The following is a 16,520-nucleotide window of genomic DNA, read 5'->3' as shown; positions in this document are numbered from 1 at the left end:
GGTCGGACCATCCGAGATTCCATCACGCTACCCCTGAAAGAGAAAGCCCAGGTTGGCCGTCACTCGAGGTGTGATGAGATGTTGATGCAATTTGATCGCAGTCCGTCTGGCCGGAGTCACTGAAGGTAATGGATCACCCCCACCGCGTTGTCCTGCTCGCCGGCCCCTCCGGTTCGGGAAAGTCGTACATAGCGCAGCGAACCGGCCTCCCGGTGCTATGCCTGGACGACTTCTACAAGGACGGCGACGACCCTACGTTGCCGCGACGCGACGGCCTGGTCGACTGGGAGTCACCCCGGTCCTGGGACGCCGAAGCGGCCGTGGAAACGATTGCCCGACTGGCCAGGGAGGGCAAGGCCGATGTGCCGGTCTATGCGATCGGTGAGGACCGCCGCGTGTCCACCCGGCCATTCGACATAGCTGGTTCGCCACTTTTCGTTGCCGAAGGGATCTTCGCTGCCGAGATCGTCGAGGAGTGCCGCCGGCAGGGGCTGCTCGCCGGGGCGTACGCCCTGCGCCGGCCGCGCGGCGCGACCTTCGTCCGCCGGCTGGCCCGCGACCTCGCCGAGCAGCGCAAGGCGCCCCGGGTGCTGGTGCGCCGGGGGCTGACGCTGCTGCGCAGTGAGCCGGCCGTGCTGCGCCGGCAGACCGGCCTCGGCGCGGAGGCCGCCCGGGCGGGCGAGGTGTTGCGCCGGGTGGCCGGCCTGCTCGCCGGCCACCCGCACCGCCCCTGACGCCGGCCGCGCGGCCCGCGCTCAGCCCAGCAGCTTGGCGTACGCCGGCTTGATCACCTCGTCGATGATCTTCAGCCGCTCGTCGAACGGGATGAAGGCGCTCTTCATCGCGTTGATGGTGAACCACTGGAATTCCTTCCAGCCGTAGCCGAAGGCGTCCGCCAGCAGGGCCATCTCCCGCGACATCGAGGTGCCGCTCATCAGCCGGTTGTCGGTGTTCACCGTCACCCGGAAGCGCAGGTCCCGCAGCAGCCCGATCGGGTGGTCGGCGATCGAGGCGGCGGCGCCGGTCTGCACGTTCGACGACGGGCACAGCTCCAGCGGGATGCGCTTGTCCCGCACGTACGCGGCCAGCCGGCCGAGCACCGGCTCCGGGCCGGGTGTGATGTCGTCCACGATCCGCACCCCGTGGCCGAGCCGGTCCGCCCCGCACCACTGGATCGCCTGCCAGATCGACGGCAGGCCGAACGCCTCACCGGCGTGGATGGTGAAGTGGAAGTTCTCCCGCTGGAGGTACTCGAAGGCGTCCAGGTGCCGGGTGGGCGGGAAGCCGGCCTCGGCGCCGGCGATGTCGAAGCCGACCACCCCGGCGTCCCGGTGCCGGACGGCCAACTCGGCGATCTCCTGCGACCGGGCGGCGTGCCGCATGGCGGTGAGCAGGGTGCCGACCCGGATGGGGGTGCCCGCCTCGGCGGCCAGCGCACTGCCCTCGACGAAGCCGGCCAGCACCGCCTCCACCACCTCGTCCAGGGTCAGGTCCCGTTCCAGGTGCTGCTCGGGGGCGAACCGCACCTCGGCGTAGACCACCCCGTCGGCGGCCAGGTCCTGCGCGCACTCCCGCGCCACCCGGCGCAGCGCCGGCGCGGTCTGCATGACGGCGACGGTGTGTGCGAACGTCTCCAGATAGCGCTCCAGGGAGCCGGAGTTGGCCGCCTCGACGAACCACCGGCCGAGCGCCTCGGGGTCGGTGGTGGGCAGCTCGTGGCCCGCCTCGGCGGCCAGCTCGACGATTGTCGCCGGCCGCAGGCCGCCGTCGAGGTGATCGTGCAGCAGCGCCTTCGGGACCTTGACGATGTCCTCGTAACGGATTGTCGCGACCATGCCCAGACCCTAGTCGGCCCCGCCCTCCCGGCCCACGCGGCCGGCGGGGGCCGGGGTCAAGCACCCCGGGAGGCCGCCCATGCCACGCCGGCCCGGCCGGGCGACGCCGCGTCGGTCAGGGGCGCCAGCCGTAGAGCCGGTCGACGGTGAGCCGGAGCACCAGCCGACCGTCGGCGACCATCGCCGCCCGGTAGTCGGCCCAGTCGGGGTGCTCGCCGCGGATCCGCCGGTAGACCTCGACCAACTCCTCGACGGTGGCGTCGTCGGGCGCCGCCGCCAGCGGGGTGAGCGCGGCCGTTCCCTCCGCCACGGCGTACGCCCCGCCGTCGGCCGTGGTGACGTGGAGGCTGACCCGGGGGTCGCGGCGCAGGTTGCGCACCTTGGCCCGGCCGGCGGTGGTGGAGCACCGGATCAGGCCGGGCTCGGCCAGGTAGTCGACGTTGGAGAGCTGCGGTCGGCCGTCCCGGCGCAGGGTGACCAGCACGCCCCGGCCGCGTTCGCCGAACAGCTCCCACAGCCTGGCGGTCACGCCGACACCCCCAGCGGGGCGAGGGCGGCTGTCAGCACGAGGCCGGTCAGCGGCCGGACCAGCCGGCCGGGCAATCTGGTTGACATGTCACGCACTCTAGGAGCGGGTTGATGACATGTCAACCAGATGGCTACGATGACGGGCATGGAGCAACCACGCTGGCTCGACGACCGGGAGCAGCGCGCCTGGCGGGGCTACCGGCGGATGCGCCGCCTGCTCGACCTGGAGCTGGCCCGCGAGCTCGCGCGGGACGCGGGCCTGTCCGAGCCGGACTACGACGTCCTGTCCGACCTCTCGGAGACTCCCGACCAGCGGCTGCGCCTCAGCGAGCTGGCCGACCGGATGCTCTGGTCCCGCAGCCGGCTCTCCCACCACCTCACCCGGATGCAGCAGCGCGGCCTGGTCACCCGCGAGGAGTGCGCGACGGACGGCCGGGGCGCAGTCGTCGCGCTCACCCCCGAAGGCCGGCGCGCGATCGAGGCCGCCGCCCCGGGCCACGTGGCGGCCGTCCGCCGGCACCTCATCGACCTGCTGACCCCCGACGAGGTCGCCGCGCTGGACGCGCTGACCCACCGCGTGGTCGACCACCTGACCGGGATGGACCGGGCCCGACGGTGAACCGATGGTGGTGCAGGCACCACCATCCGACCGGCGTGCGCGCACCATCGAAGTGACCCGTCCGGCTGCCTAGCGTCACTGGCATCACCAGAAGCCGACGCGGGGAGAGTTGCACGTGTTCACGACATTGGCCACGGCGGTGGTCCGGCGTCCGGGGCGGGTGATCGCCGGCTGGCTGCTCGCCATCGCCGCGCTGACCGCCGCCACCTTCGCCGTCTACGGGCCGGAGGGACCTCGGCCCGCCGACAGCCAGGCCGAGTTCCTGCCCGACCGGTACGAGTCCGCGCGGGCCGCCGGGATCGGATCCCGGATCTTCCCCGAACCACCGGGCAGCAGCGCCGTGCTGGTCGTCCGACGGGCCGACGGGGCGGCGCTGACCGCCGACGACAGCGCCCGGATCGACCGGCTGCCGCGGCAACTGCGGGTCGTCGGCGTCACCGGGGTGACCGCCGGCGCGACCGCCCCGGACGGGCGGCTACGCCTGGCCGAGGCGCGCCTGCCCGACGCCGCGCACGCGGAGACGACCGTCCAGACGGTCAAGCGGCTGCGGGCGGCCACCGACGACGCGCTGGCGGGAACCGGCCTGGTCGGCGGCTGGACCGGGGAGGCCGCCGGCGCGGCCGACAGCTTCCTGCTCGACCTGGTCGTCCACGGCGCCATGATGCTGGTGATCCTGGTCCTGCTGCTGGTCGTCTTCCGCAGCCCGGCGATCGCGCTGCTCAACCTGTTCCTCGTGCTGCTGGTCGCGCAGGCCGCCGCCGGCCTGCTCGCCCTGGGCGGGAAGGTCTTCGGATACGCCCTGGACGCCTCCACCACGGGCCTGCTTCCGGTCGTGCTGCTCGGCATCGGCACCGACTACGCCGTCTTCCTGCTCTTCCGCTACCGGGAACGTCTCCGGGCCGGCGACGACCGCCGGACCGCGATGGTCCACGCGGCCAGCCGGATCGGCGGGGTGGTCACCGTGTCCGCGCTGGTCGTGGCGGTGGCGTTCGGCGCGCTGGTGCTCTCCCAGCTCGCCTCCTTCCAGGTGCTCGGCCCGGCGCTGGCCGTCGCCGTCCTGCTCATGGTGGCCGCCGCGCTGACCCTGTTCCCCGCGGTCTACTCCCTGCTCGGCCGCCGGGCCTGGTGGCCGGCGAAACTGGTCGCGCCGGGTGGCGGGTCGACGCCCGGCCGCGGCGGCGACGAGGCGACCGGGCGATCGGCCCGGACCGCCCGCCTAGTCGCCCGCCGGCCGGCCCGGGTCGCGCTGGCCACGGTCGCCGCCCTCCTGCTGCTCGGTCTCGGCGCGCTGCAACACCGGCCCAGCTACGAACTCGACACGCTGCCGCCCGGCTCCGAGTCGGCCCGGGCCCTGGAGTGGCTCCACTCGGGCCTGCCCGCCGGGACGCTCTCCCCGACGGTCGTGTACCTCACCGGCGCCGGGGTGGACGCGGCCACCGCCGAACGGTTCGCCGCACGGCTCGCCGAGGTGCCGATCGTGGCGGCCCCCGGCGGGGTCGAGATCGAGGAGGGCGTGGCCCGGGTGCGGCTGCTGCTCACCGAGCCGCCGTACTCGCAGCGGGCGATGGACGCGGTGGAGGACCAACTACGCCCGGCCGCGCACGCCGCCGCACCGGCCGGCACCCGGGCGTACGTCGGTGGGGAGACCGCCACCTTCGCCGACATCCGGACCGTGCTCGACAAGGACCTCCGGCTGATCTTCCCGGTGGCCGCCGGGCTGATCGGGCTGCTCCTGCTGCTGATGCTGCGCGGCCTGCTCGCCTCGCTGGGCCTGCTCGCGGCGGTCGCGCTCGGGTTCGCCGCCACCCTCGGCACCAGCGTGCTGGTGTTCCAGGTCCTCGGCGGCCAGCCGGGGCTCAACTTCCAACTGCCGCTGGTCGTGTTCCTCTTCGTCACCGCGATCGGGACCGACTACAACATCCTGATGATCGCCCGGTTCCGGGAGGAACTGCGTGCGGGACGGCCGCCCCGTCAGGCCGCAGCGGAGGCGGTACGCCGGGCCGGCCCGGCGGTCGCCGCCGCCGGGGTCATCCTGGCCGGCAGCTTCGGGGTGCTCGTGGCGTCGCCGATGCTGGCCCAGATCGGGCTCGCCGTCGCGGTCGGCGTGCTGATCACGACGTTCGGGCTCTCCTGGCTCCTGGTGCCGGCGCTGGCCGCGCTCACCGGCCGGGCCGCCTTCTGGCCGGCCCGTACCCGCCCCGGGCCCGACCCCGCTCCCCTGCCGGGCCTCGCGCCGGCGGCCGGGCCGGTCCCCGCGCCGGCGGGGGACGCCGTGCCAGCTGGGACAATGGCCCGATGAGCAGGGTGCGGCGGGCATGGCGGGAGCTGCACCAGTTGGCCGTCGCGGCGGGGCTGGCCGGGGCGGGCATCGGGTTCGCGCTGGCCACGCTCCTCACCGCCGGGCTCAGCCTGCTCGGCGTCGGCCTGCCCCTGCTCGACCGCACCCTCGCCGGCACCCGGACGCTGCTGGACCGGCAGCGCCGCCGGGTGCCGGGCCCACCGGTCCGGTCCCCGTACCGGCCGGTGACCGGCGGGCTGGCGACCCGGTTGCGGACGGCGGCCGGGGATCCGGCCACCTATCGGGACCTGGCGTTCCTGTTCGCCCACTTCGCGTACGCCCCGGCGGCCGCGTGCCTCGCCGCGGGGCTCTGGCTCGGCGCCGCGCAGGGCCTGGTCATGCCGCTGATCCACGCGGTGTGGCCGGGCGCCGTCGACAACTACCTCGGCATCCCGGTCGACTCTTCCCGCAACGCCGGGCTGGCCGTCGTGGCCGGGCTGCTGGTGGGGGTCGGGGCGTACTGGCTGCCCCGGGGGCTGCTCCACCTGGAGCACCGGCTGACCCGGGCACTGCTCGCGCCGACCGCCCGGGCGGCCCTCGCCGAGCGGGTGGAGGAGCTGGCCGACACCCGCGCCCAGACCGTCGACGCCCAGGCGGCCGAGCTGCGCCGAATCGAGCGCGACCTGCACGACGGCGCACAGGCGCGGCTGGTCGCGATGGCGATGAACCTCGGCCTCGCCGAGGAACTGCTGACCCGGGACCCGGAGGCGGCCCGTGGGCTGGTCACCGAGGCCCGCTCCGCCGCCGGCACCGCCCTGTCCGAGCTGCGCGACGTCGTACGCGGCATCCACCCACCGGTGCTGGCGGACCGGGGGCTCGCCGGGGGCGTCGCCGCCCTCGCCCTCGGCGCGGCCCTCCCCGTCGACCTGGACGTCGACCTGCCCGAGCGGCTGGCGCCCCCGCTGGAGTCGGCGCTCTACTTCACCGTCGCCGAGCTGATCACCAACGCCGCCCGGCACAGCGGCGCGGCCCGGGTGGCGGTGCGGCTGCACCGGGTCGACGGCACGGTCCGGCTGACCGTCTCCGACGACGGTCGGGGTGGCGCCGACCCGGCGCGGGGCACGGGTCTGGCCGGCATCCGGCGGCGGCTCGCGGTCTTCGACGGACGGGTGCGGATCAGCTCGCCGGACGGTGGGCCTACCGTGGTCGACGTGGAGCTGCCGTGCGCATCGTGATCGCCGAGGACCTGGTGCTGCTGCGCGACGGGCTGATCCGGCTCTTCACCGCGTACGGCGACGAGGTGGTGGCCGCCGTGGAGACCGGCGACGACCTGCTCGCCGCCCTGCTGGAGCACCGCCCCGACGTAGCCGTGGTGGACGTCCGGCTGCCGCCCGGGCACACCGACGAGGGGCTGCGGGCGGCGCTGGCCGCCCGCGCCCGGGTGCCCGGCCTGCCGGTGCTGGTCCTCTCCCAGTACGTCGAGCAGCTCTACGCCCGGGAGCTGCTCTCCGACGGCGCGGGCGCGGTGGGCTACCTGCTCAAGGACCGGGTGGCCGACGTGGCGCAGTTCGTCGCCGCGGTGCACCGGGTGGCCGGGGGCGGCATGGCGATGGACCCCGAGGTGGTCTCGCAGCTGCTCGCCCGGCCGGCCCACGCCGCGCCGCTGGGCCGGCTCACCCCGCGCGAGCACGAGGTGCTGGCGCTGATGGCCGAGGGACGCTCCAACGGCGCGATCGCGCAGCGCCTGGTGGTCACCGAGAAGGCGGTCAGCAAACACATCAACTCCATCTTCACGAAGCTCGACCTGCGCGACTGCGACGACAACCACCGGCGGGTACGCGCGGTGCTGACCTACCTGGACGCCTGACGTGGACCCCCGCATCGTCGACCGGCTCCGCTGCCCGGTCTGCGCCGAGCCGCTGGCGGAGGCCGCCGCCGGCACCGCCACCGCGCTGCGCTGCCCGCGCCGGCACAGCTTCGACGTCGCCCGGCAGGGCTACGTCAACCTGCTCGCCGGCCGCGCCCCGCACACCGGGGACACCGCCGAGATGGTGGCCGCCCGCGCCGACTTCCTGGCCGCCGGCCACTACGACCTGATCTCGACCGTGCTCGCCACCGCCGCGACGGAGGCCGCGGACCGGGTCCGCGCGGCGCGGCCCGAGGCGTACCCCCTGGTGGTGGACGCCGGGGCGGGGACCGGCCGGCACCTCGCGGCGGTGCTGGCGGCGCTGCCGGACGCGGTGGGCCTGGCCCTGGACGTGTCGAAGCCGGCGCTGCGCCGGGCGGCGCGGGCGCATCCCCGCGCGGCGGCGGCGCTGGCCGACACCTGGCAGCGGCTGCCGCTGGCCGACGCCGGCACCGCCGTGCTGCTGAACGTCTTCGCCCCGCGCAACGGCGCGGAGTTCCACCGGGTCCTCGACCCGGCCGGGTCCCTGCTGGTGGTGACGCCGGCCGAGGACCACCTCGCCGAGCTGGTCAGCGCGCTCGGCCTGCTCCGGGTGGACCCGGCCAAGGCGGACCGGGTCGCCGAGAGCCTGGGCGGGCGCTTCGCGCAGGTGGCGTCGACCGGGCACCGGCGGGAGCTGGCGCTGACCGGGCCGGAGGTCGCGACGCTGGTCGGGATGGGCCCGAGCGCGTGGCACACCGACCCGGCCGGGCTCGCCGCCCGGGTCGCCGCGCTGCCCGAGCCGGTCCGGGTGACCGTCGCGGTGGACCTCACCGTCTGGCGGCCGGCCCTGCGCTGACCCGGCGGGTCGGGGTGGCGAGGCCCCGGCCGACGCGGCGGGTCAGGTGGAGAGGTCGACCTCTTCCCAGCCCGGGGGCTCGTCGTGGTAGGGCCCCCGAAGGATCACCGCCCACTCCAACGCCCACCGGCGCTGGCCGATGGCGTTGGCGTCGACCAGGCCGGGCGGCGTGCGGCCGGCCCGCTCCGTCTCCAGGTACGCCCAGTCGAGGCAGTAGTGCAGGTCGAGCAGCGCGGCCGCGTCGGCGGGGTGCTGCGGGGCCGCGAGGATCCGGGCACGCCACTGGCCGAAGGTCTCCCCGCCGGGGATGTGCGGCATCCGCTCCACCAGCCGCTCGTCCACGGGCAGGGTCGGGTCGAGCTGCTTGGTCAGGCCGAGCACCCAGGCCAGCGCGAAGAGCGCGTCGTGGTGCAGCACGAACGACCGGTGGTCGCCCTTGCCGCCGGTCACGAACTGGAACTCCGGCGGCGTGACCATGTCGACGAGGTGCGAGGCGAGCAGCCAGCTCATCGCCGCCTGCGGCGGCATCCCGAAGCAGCGCGCGAGGATCAGGTGCAGCACGGCGATCCGGGCCTCGATCTCCGCGGTGGGTCGCAGTTCGATCTGGTCGCCGGGCTCCCACACGAGCGGGAACTGGGGTGGCGGCAGCGGGAGACGCAGCCGGGACAACTCGTCCAGGCTCGCCTCACGCACCTCCCGTGGATCGGGGGCAGGTACGGTCACGGCGGAAATGTCCTGTCTGCTCGCGACGACTCGGCGCCGGTTGTCCCCCCTGGCCAGGGAGGATAGCGGTCCGAGCCGGGCGGCACCACGCCGCCCCGACCGCCGGGCTCAGCCGATCCGCTCGATGACCAACGGCGTCGCGGCGGGCGCCGCCGGCGAGATCCGCACCGCGCGCGCGGCGTCGTCCCGCGCGGCGGGGATCCGGGCGGCGTGCTCCGCGCGCAGCTCGTAGAGGGGGTCGCCGGCCCGCACCGGGTCGCCGGGCCGCTTGTGCAGCACCACCCCCGCCGGCACGCTGACCGGGTCCTCCTTGCGCGCCCGTCCGGCGCCGAGCCGCCAGGCGGCCACCCCCATGGCGTACGCGTCGACCGAGGCGACAAAGCCGTCCGCGTCCGCGCGGACCACCTCGACCTCGTTCGCGGTCGGCATCGGGGCGTCCGGGTCACCGCCCTGGGCGCGGATCATCGCGCGCCAGGAGTCCATCGCCCGGCCGTCGCGCAGCGCGGCCTCCGGGTCGGCGTCCGGCAGCCCGGCCGCGTCGAGCATCTCGCGGGCCAGCGCCAGGGTCAGCTCGACCACGTCGGCGGGGCCGCCCCCGGCCAGCACCTCGACCGACTCGGTCACCTCGACGGCGTTGCCGATGGCCAGGCCGAGCGGGGTGGACATGTCGGTGAGCAGGGCGACGGTGCGCACGCCGTGCGCGCCACCCAGCTCGACCATCGTCCGGGCCAGCTCGCGGGCGTGCTCCACGGACTTCATGAACGCGCCGGAGCCGACCTTCACGTCGAGCACCAGCGCGCCGGTGCCCTCGGCGATCTTCTTGCTCATGATGGAGCTGGCGATCAGCGGGATGGCCTCGACGGTGCCGGTCACGTCGCGCAGCGCGTACAGCTTGCGGTCGGCCGGGGCGAGCCCCGCGCCGGCCGCGCAGATCACCGCGCCCACGTCCCGAAGCTGGGCGATGAACTCGTCGTTGCGCAGCGCCGCCCGCCAGCCGGGGATGGACTCCAGCTTGTCGAGCGTGCCGCCGGTGTGGCCGAGGCCACGGCCGCTGAGCTGCGGCACGGCCGCGCCGCACGCCGCCACCAACGGGGTCAGCGGGAGGGTGATCTTGTCACCGACGCCGCCGGTGGAGTGCTTGTCGACGGTCGGCCGGTCGACGGCGGAGAGGTCGAGCCGCTCCCCGCTGGCGATCATCGCGGCGGTCCACCGGGCGATCTCCGGCGCGCTCATGCCGCGCAGCAGGATCGCCATGGCCAACGCCGACATCTGCTCGTCGGCGACCAGCCCCCGGGTGTACGCATCCACCACCCAGTCGATCTGCGCGTCGGAGAGCACACCCCCGTCCCGCTTGACCCGGATGACGTCAACCGCCGCAAACCCACTCATCACAGAAGATCTTCCTAGTCGTATGCAGATACCGGCACGCGGACCGCGACCACCGAGGGATCGGGCCGACCGTGCCCGGCGGAGGGATCAAGCCTGACCGCCCGGAGCCGGGCACGGTCGGCCCGATCCCCAAAGCTCAACCCCAACGAACCGGGATCTCCATCGGCGGCTCACCCTCGCCGGCCCAGAAGATCGTGCCCGAGGCGTCCACGACCACGACCCGGGGCGTGCGGGCGTGCCCCCAGGCGATCGCCTCCGCCGGGTCGTCCCAGCTCGGGCCCTCCTCCAGCACGCCGGTCTCGGCGCCCTCGCTGTCCCCCGCGGACCGCTCCCAGTAGGCCGTCCAGACCTGCTGGCCGGCGGACAGGTCGGGGTGCACGAAGACCGTGCCCCGGCCGCGCCAGGCCGCCAGTCGCTCCGGCACCACCGGCACCGGCGCCTCCCCGGTAACCGCCTCGAGGTCGGCCACGTCGAAGGCGTGCGGCAGCAGCTCGGCCATCCGCAGCGGGCCGCCCTTGGCCTCGATCAGGCACTCCGGGCCGCCCTGCTCCCACAGCAACTGGCGGCACCGGCCGCACGGCATCAGCGGCTCGCCGGTGGCGTCGACGCAGGACAGGGCAACGATCCGGCCGCCGCCGGTGGCGTGCAGCGAGGAGACCACGCCGCACTCGGCGCAGAGCACCACGCCGTACGCGGCGTTCTCCACGTTGCAGCCGACCACCACGCGGCCGTCGTCGACCAGGGCGGCCGCCCCGACGGGGAACTTCGAGTACGGCACGTACGCGTGCCGCATCACGTCCGTGGCGGCGGCCCGCAGCCGCTCCCAGTCGATCTCCATGTCGTGTTCCCCCGTCAGCCCTTGATGTACGGCTTGCCGTCGGCGGCCGGCGCCCGGACCCGACCGACCAGACCGGCCACCGCCAGGATCGTCGCCAGGTAGGGCAGCATGGCCAGGAACTGGCTCGGGATGGCGCTGTTGATCGCGCCCAGGTAGGTGGCGAGCTGGTCGGCGAAGCCGAAGAAGAGCGCCGCGAGCAGCGCCCCCGTCGGGCTCCACCGGCCGAAGATCAGCGCGGCCAGGGCGATGAAGCCCTTGCCGCCGATCATGTTCTTGGTGAACGAGTAGAGCGCCAGCGTGTACGAGGCGCCGCCGATGCCGGCGACCACCCCGGCGAGGAGCACGTTGCGGTAGCGCAGCCCGAGCACCCGGACGCCCAGCGTGTCGGCGGCGGTCGGGTGCTCGCCGACCGAGCGGGTCCGCAGGCCCCACCGGGTGCGGAACAGTGCGATGTGGATGACCAGCACCAGCAGCAGGCCGAGGTAGAGGAAGATGTTGCCCCGGAACAGCGCCGGCCCGATCAGCGGGATGTCCGACAACAGCGGGATCTCCCAGTTGCTGAACCGGGGCGCGCTGTTGTACTTCTGCGCGTTGGTCTGCATCAGCCGCTCGTAGAGGAAGCCGGTGACGCCGACCGCCAGCAGGTTGAGCACGATGCCCATGACCACCTGGTCGACCAGGTAGCGGATCGAGAAGACGGCCAGCAGCAGCGAGATGAACGCGCCGCCGAGCGCCGCCGCGACCAGGCCCACCCAGACGTTGCCGGAGAGGCTGCCGAAGAGCGCGCCGCTGAAGGCGCCCATCAGCAACTGCCCCTCGATGGCCACGTTTACCACGCCGGAGCGCTCGCAGAGCACGCCGGCCAGCGCGCCGAAGATCAGCGGCAGGGCCAGGAAGAACGTGCCCCGGACGATGTTGACCAGCGGCATGAAGTTCTGCCCGTTCGGCGCGGCCGAGACCTGCCAGCAGAGGAACGACAGCACGAAGCCGACCAGGCCGACGCCGAGCACGAGGGTGAACCAGCGCTTCGGCAGCCCGGCGAGCATCGCGACGCCGGCGGCCACCGCGACGACTCCGAAGAGAATCGCGCCGAACGTGCCGTCGATCTTCAGCGCGGCGCCGGCGGCGTCCTCGCTGAGGGTGAAGCGGGCCTGCTCGCCGGTGGCGAGCGCCCCGAACAGCACCGTCGCCAGCAGGCCGAGCCCGAGCAGCACGGCGCCGACCTTGCGGGTGCGGGTCCAGAATCCCAGGTCGACGGGGGCGACGGCGACGTCTTCGACAGCCATGGTGGACATGAGTTACCAGCCCTTCGCCAGGCTCGTCTGCAACCGGGCGGCGCGGGCGGCCCGGAGCTGGAAGATCGCCTTCACCAGGGCCGGCGCGGCGATGAAGATGACGATCAGCGCCTGGAGCACGGTGACCAGCTCCAGCGAGATCCCCGAGTACGACTGCATCCGGTTGCCGCCAGCCTGGAGGGCGCCGAAGAGCAGCGCGGCCAGCGCCACGCCCCACGGCTTCACCCGGCCGAGCAGCGCCACCAGGATGCCGTCGAAGCCGATCTGCGCGACCACCAGCGGGGTCAGCGCGCTGGCGGTGGTGCCGAGCACCATGTTCGAGCCGCCGAGGCCGGCCAGGATCCCGGCGAAGACCATGATCAGGACGTACGTCCGGGTGACGCTGATGCCGGCGGTCCGCGCGGCGTCCGGGTTGGCGCCCACCGCGCGCAGCTCGAAGCCGAGCGTGGAGCGGTTCAGCAGCCACCAGACGGCCCAGGTGGCCAGCACCGCCAGGATGATGCCGGCGTGCACCCGCAGCCCGTCGCCGAGCAGCCGGGGCAGTTGGGCCGACGGGTCGACCGGCCGGCTGATCGCGTCCGTACGGTTCGGGTCCTGGATGCCGTTCTGCACGATGATCCAGGTCAGGAAGTACGTGGCGATGTAGTTGAGCATGATCGTGTTGATCACCTCGTGGGCGCCGGCGCGCGCCTTGAGGATGCCCGGGATGAAGCCCCAGATCGCCCCGCCGAGCGCGCCGGCGAGCACCGCGACGAGCAGGTGCAGCCCGGGCGGCAGCGGCAGCAGGAAGCCGGCCAGCGCGGCCAGGATCACGCCCATCGTGGCCTGGCCCTGGGCGCCGATGTTGAACAGGCCGCCCCGGAACGCCAACGCCACCGACAGGCCGGTGAAGACCAGCGGCGCGGTGTAGGTGAGCGTCTCGGAGATCGGGCTCATCACGGCCTGGAAGCCGACCGCCTCGGGGTCGAAGACGGCGCCCTTGAACAGGTTGCCGTACGCCTCGCTGACCAGCGTCCAGCTCGCGTTGAGCGCGTCGGACGGCCGGGCGGTGATGTAGCTGTAGGTGGCCAGCACCTCGGGGTCGGAGACGATCATCAGCACGGCGCCGACGAGCATCGCCAGGACCAGCGACAGCAGGGTCACCGTGAAGGTGTTGGCGGCCCACAGGTTGTCCAGGAACAGCCGCCCCAGCGAGGGCTTCGCCTCCGGGGCCGGCTGCTTCGGGGAGGTGGCCGTTTCGGCGCGCTCGGTGTTGCCCAGCGCGGTCTGCGCGGCCTGCGCCTCGGTCGCCGGCTCCTTGTCCGGGGAGCCCGACGGGGGGTTCGGGTTCGTCATGCCTCGTCCTCGCTACCAGGGCCCTCAGCAGTGGGGAGCGCCGCGTCGGGGGTGATGCCGGCCATCAGCAGGCCGATCTCCTCACGCGGGGTGTCCGGGCCGACGATGCCGATGATCCGGCCGCGGTACATCACGGCGATCCGGTCGGCCAGGCCGATCACCTCGTCGAGTTCGCTGGAGACCACCATGACGGCGGTGCCGACGTCCCGCTCGCGGATGACCCGGCTGTGGATGAACTCGATGGACCCGACGTCGACGCCCCGGGTCGGCTGGGCGGCGATGAAGAGCTTCAGCGGCCGGGACAGCTCCCGGGCCACGATCACCTTCTGCTGGTTGCCGCCGGAGAGGGTGCCGACCGGCGCGTCGGCCGAGGAGGTGCGGACGTCGAACTGCGCGATCCGCTCCTTCGCCGACTTCGCGATGGCGTCCGGCTTGAGCGCCAGGCCCTTCCCGAAGGGCGGCCGGTCGTAGATGTCGAGCACCAGGTTCTCCGCGACGGAGAACTCCTTGACCACGCCGTCGACGCTGCGGTCCTCCGGCACGTAGCCGACGCCGGCGCGGAGCACCTTCTTGGTCGACCAGCCGTTGACCTGCTGCCCGTCGAGCGTGATCGTGCCGGCGAGCGTCGGGCGCAGCCCCATGATCGCCTCGATCAGCTCGGTCTGGCCGTTGCCCTGCACGCCCGCCACGCCGAGCACCTCGCCCGCGCGTACGGTCAGGTCGATCCCGTCGACCGCCCGGATCTGTCGGTCGTCGTCGACGACCAGGCCGGCGACCTCCAGGATCGGCTTGCCGGGGGTGGCCGGCTCCTTTTCCACGGTGAGCCGGACGCTGCGGCCGACCATGAGCGCGGCCAGTTCGTCCCGGCTGGCCTCGGGCGAGGCGGTGCCGACGGTCTTCCCGCGCCGGATGACGGTGATCCGGTCGGCGATCGCCTTGACCTCGCCCAGCTTGTGCGTGATGAAGACGATCGACTTGCCGGCGGCCTTGAGCGACCGCATGACGGTGAGCAGTTCCTCGGTCTCCTGCGGGGTGAGCACCGCCGTCGGCTCGTCGAGGATGAGCAGGTCGACGTCGCGGGTGAGCGCCTTGACGATCTCCACCCGCTGCTGGATGCCGACCGGCAGGTCCTCGATCACCGCGTCCGGGTCGACCCGCAGGTTGTAGCGCTCCGAGACCTCGGCGACCTCGCGCCGGGCCCGCCGCCGGTCCAGGAAGCCGGCGATGCCGCCCCTGACCTGCTCGGCGCCGAGCATGATGTTCTCGGCGACGGTGAAGACCGGCACCAGCATGAAGTGCTGGTGCACCATGCCGATCCCGGCCGCGATCGCGTCGGACGGCCCCCGCAGCTTCAACGGCTCGCCGTCGACCAGGATCTCGCCCTCGTCGGGCTGGTAGAGCCCGTAGAGCACGTTCATCAGGGTCGACTTGCCCGCGCCGTTCTCGCCGAGCAGGGCGTGGATCTCTCCAGGCTCCACCGTCAGGTCGATGTGGTCGTTGGCGACCAGATCACCGAACCGCTTGGTGATGCCGCGCAGTTCGAGTCTCAGCGCAACCTCCTGGAGTGCGAAGCGATGGTGCAGCGTAGCTGCCGGGGGACCGCTCGCGGCGCAGGGCCGTCGTCGGGGGTGGAGCGGATCGGCCGCCCCGGCGCCGTGGGGGTTCCCCGCGACGCCGGGACGGCCGGAACGTCGTGCTGTACCGCTCGCCGGCCCTACCCCGGTGATCGTCTCACCGGGGTGGGCCGGCGGTGCTTCACTTCGGCTGGGCTGCGGAGGTGACGGTGACGGTGCCGGCGGCGATGTCCGCCTTCAGCTTGTCGATCTCCGCCTTCAGCTCGGCCGGGACCTTGCTGTCGAACTCGTGGTACGGGGCGAGCCCGACGCCGTTGTTGGCGAGGTTGCCCAGGTAGCCCGGGTCGTGCGAGAGCTTCTCGCCGTTGGCGGCCTTGACGACGGCCTCCTTGACGGCCTCCGGGATGTTCTTCTCGACCGTGGTGATGATGGCCGAGCAGTCCGGGGTGCTCTCGCAGCCGTCGACGTCCACCCAGATGGTGTTGTACTTGCCGCCCGACGCCTTGGCCGCGCCGGTGGTGCCGAGGCCCGAGCCGCCGGCGACCGGCATGATGATGTCGGCGCCCTGGGCGAACAGCGCGTCGCTGACCTTCTTGCCCTCGTCCTGCTTGACGAAGTCGTTGGTGAAGGAGCCCTTCTGGGCGGCCTTGTCCCAGCCGACGACCTTGACGGTCTTGCTCTTCGTCTTGTTGTAGTGGGCGACGCCGTCGACGTAGCCGTCCATGAAGATGGTGACCGGCGGGATCGGCAGGCCGCCGTAGGTGCCCACCGTGCCGCTCTTGGTCATGCCGGCGGCCAGGTAACCGGCGAGGAAGCCGGCCTGCGCGGTGTCGAACTGCATCGGGTAGACGTTGCTCTCCGGCAGCTTCGCGTCGACGATGCCGAACTGCTGGTTCGGGTTCGCCTTGGCGATCTTGGAGGTGGCGTCACCCATCAGGCCGCCGACGGCCAGGATGAAGTCGCACTTCTGGTTGACGTACTGGGTGAGGTTGACCTCGTAGTCGGCCTCGGCCTTCGACGCGACGTACTTGATGTCGATGTTGTCGTTGGCCTTCTTGGCCGCCTCGAGGCCCTGCCACGCCGAGGTGTTGAACGACTTGTCGTCGATGCCGCCGACGTCGGTCACCATGCAGGCGCTGTACTTCTTGTCGCCGCTGCCGGCGTTGTTGCTGTCGTCGGGAGCCTCACCGCACGCGGCGGCGCTCAGCACGAGCCCACCCACCGCGAAGACCGAGGCAATCCGCATCCCACGCACCGAGCGCAAGACGTCTCCTTCCCATTGCACACCGCGTCCTGCACGGTGGCAGCCCTATGAGCCGGCTGCGCTGCGCCGCCGGCGTCCCACGTTACGGACGGGAGCGT

General features: G+C 73.3%; 15 protein-coding genes. 6 read left to right on the top strand and 9 right to left on the bottom strand.

Annotated features, from left to right (window positions below):
* Nucleotides 1-128: 128 nt before the first annotated feature.
* The gene (locus AB0G14_RS06005) at nt 129-734 is read left to right on the top strand and encodes an ATP-binding protein (protein WP_357694207.1); all 606 of its coding nucleotides are present in this window, start codon (nt 129-131) and stop codon (nt 732-734) included.
* A gap of 21 nt (nt 735-755) precedes the next feature.
* On the opposite strand, the gene AB0G14_RS06000 is transcribed toward AB0G14_RS06005, so the two are convergent.
* Both AB0G14_RS06000 and AB0G14_RS05995 read right to left on the bottom strand, forming a co-directional pair.
* Nucleotides 756-1,835 (bottom strand): adenosine deaminase, encoded by a 1,080-nt coding sequence (locus tag AB0G14_RS06000; RefSeq protein WP_350685434.1) that lies wholly within the window; start codon nt 1,833-1,835, stop codon nt 756-758.
* A gap of 115 nt (nt 1,836-1,950) precedes the next feature.
* Nucleotides 1,951-2,364: a PPOX class F420-dependent oxidoreductase gene (locus AB0G14_RS05995; protein ID WP_357694205.1), complete on the bottom strand. Its 414-nt coding sequence runs from the start codon at nt 2,362-2,364 to the stop codon at nt 1,951-1,953.
* 144 nt (nt 2,365-2,508) lie between these two features.
* Between AB0G14_RS05995 and AB0G14_RS05990 the strand changes: the two genes are divergently transcribed.
* The 5 genes from AB0G14_RS05990 to AB0G14_RS05970 all read left to right on the top strand — a co-directional run bounded on the left by AB0G14_RS05990 (nt 2,509) and on the right by AB0G14_RS05970 (nt 8,004).
* Nucleotides 2,509-2,982, top strand: a complete 474-nt coding sequence (locus AB0G14_RS05990; RefSeq protein WP_357457330.1) for a MarR family transcriptional regulator — start codon at nt 2,509-2,511, stop codon at nt 2,980-2,982.
* A gap of 115 nt (nt 2,983-3,097) precedes the next feature.
* Nucleotides 3,098-5,281 (top strand): MMPL family transporter, encoded by a 2,184-nt coding sequence (locus AB0G14_RS05985; protein WP_357694203.1) that lies wholly within the window; start codon nt 3,098-3,100, stop codon nt 5,279-5,281.
* Nucleotides 5,278-6,495, top strand: coding sequence for a sensor domain-containing protein (locus AB0G14_RS05980; protein WP_357694201.1), 1,218 nt, complete (start codon nt 5,278-5,280; stop codon nt 6,493-6,495). The genes AB0G14_RS05985 and AB0G14_RS05980 overlap by 4 nt, the downstream gene beginning before the upstream one ends.
* On the top strand, nt 6,483-7,127 hold the full coding sequence (locus AB0G14_RS05975) for a response regulator transcription factor (protein ID WP_357694199.1): 645 nt from the start codon (nt 6,483-6,485) through the stop codon (nt 7,125-7,127). The genes AB0G14_RS05980 and AB0G14_RS05975 overlap by 13 nt, the downstream gene beginning before the upstream one ends.
* 1 nt (nt 7,128) lies before the next feature.
* Nucleotides 7,129-8,004 (top strand): putative RNA methyltransferase, encoded by an 876-nt coding sequence (locus AB0G14_RS05970; RefSeq protein ID WP_357694197.1) that lies wholly within the window; start codon nt 7,129-7,131, stop codon nt 8,002-8,004.
* Nucleotides 8,005-8,046: 42 nt separating this feature from the next.
* Here the strand turns inward: AB0G14_RS05970 and AB0G14_RS05965 are convergent, their stop codons facing one another.
* From AB0G14_RS05965 to AB0G14_RS05935, 7 genes are all read right to left on the bottom strand, one after another.
* Nucleotides 8,047-8,727, bottom strand: coding sequence for a DUF4272 domain-containing protein (locus tag AB0G14_RS05965; RefSeq protein ID WP_357694195.1), 681 nt, complete (start codon nt 8,725-8,727; stop codon nt 8,047-8,049).
* A 108-nt stretch (nt 8,728-8,835) separates the two neighbouring features.
* Nucleotides 8,836-10,116: a thymidine phosphorylase gene (locus AB0G14_RS05960; RefSeq protein ID WP_357694193.1), complete on the bottom strand. Its 1,281-nt coding sequence runs from the start codon at nt 10,114-10,116 to the stop codon at nt 8,836-8,838.
* 136 nt (nt 10,117-10,252) lie between these two features.
* Nucleotides 10,253-10,954 carry a cytidine deaminase gene (locus AB0G14_RS05955; RefSeq protein WP_357694191.1) on the bottom strand — a complete coding sequence of 234 codons (702 nt, stop codon included), beginning with the start codon at nt 10,952-10,954 and terminating at the stop codon, nt 10,253-10,255.
* Nucleotides 10,955-10,968: 14 nt separating this feature from the next.
* On the bottom strand, nt 10,969-12,249 hold the full coding sequence (locus AB0G14_RS05950; RefSeq protein WP_357694189.1) for an ABC transporter permease: 1,281 nt from the start codon (nt 12,247-12,249) through the stop codon (nt 10,969-10,971).
* Between the two features lie 3 nt (nt 12,250-12,252).
* Entirely contained in the window at nt 12,253-13,584 is a 1,332-nt protein-coding gene (locus AB0G14_RS05945) for an ABC transporter permease (RefSeq protein ID WP_357694187.1), read from the bottom strand.
* On the bottom strand, nt 13,581-15,074 hold the full coding sequence (locus AB0G14_RS05940) for an ABC transporter ATP-binding protein (RefSeq protein ID WP_357694254.1): 1,494 nt from the start codon (nt 15,072-15,074) through the stop codon (nt 13,581-13,583). Before AB0G14_RS05940 ends, AB0G14_RS05945 begins: the two co-directional genes overlap by 4 nt.
* Before the next feature lie 265 nt (nt 15,075-15,339).
* Nucleotides 15,340-16,404, bottom strand: a complete 1,065-nt coding sequence (locus AB0G14_RS05935) for a BMP family ABC transporter substrate-binding protein (RefSeq protein WP_357694252.1) — start codon at nt 16,402-16,404, stop codon at nt 15,340-15,342.
* Between the last annotated feature and the right edge of the window lie 116 nt (nt 16,405-16,520).

The sequence above is a fragment of the Micromonospora sp. NPDC023814 genome, assembly GCF_040639595.1.
Taxonomy (GTDB): domain Bacteria; phylum Actinomycetota; class Actinomycetes; order Mycobacteriales; family Micromonosporaceae; genus Micromonospora.
This window is presented reverse-complemented; position numbering and strand designations above follow the sequence as displayed.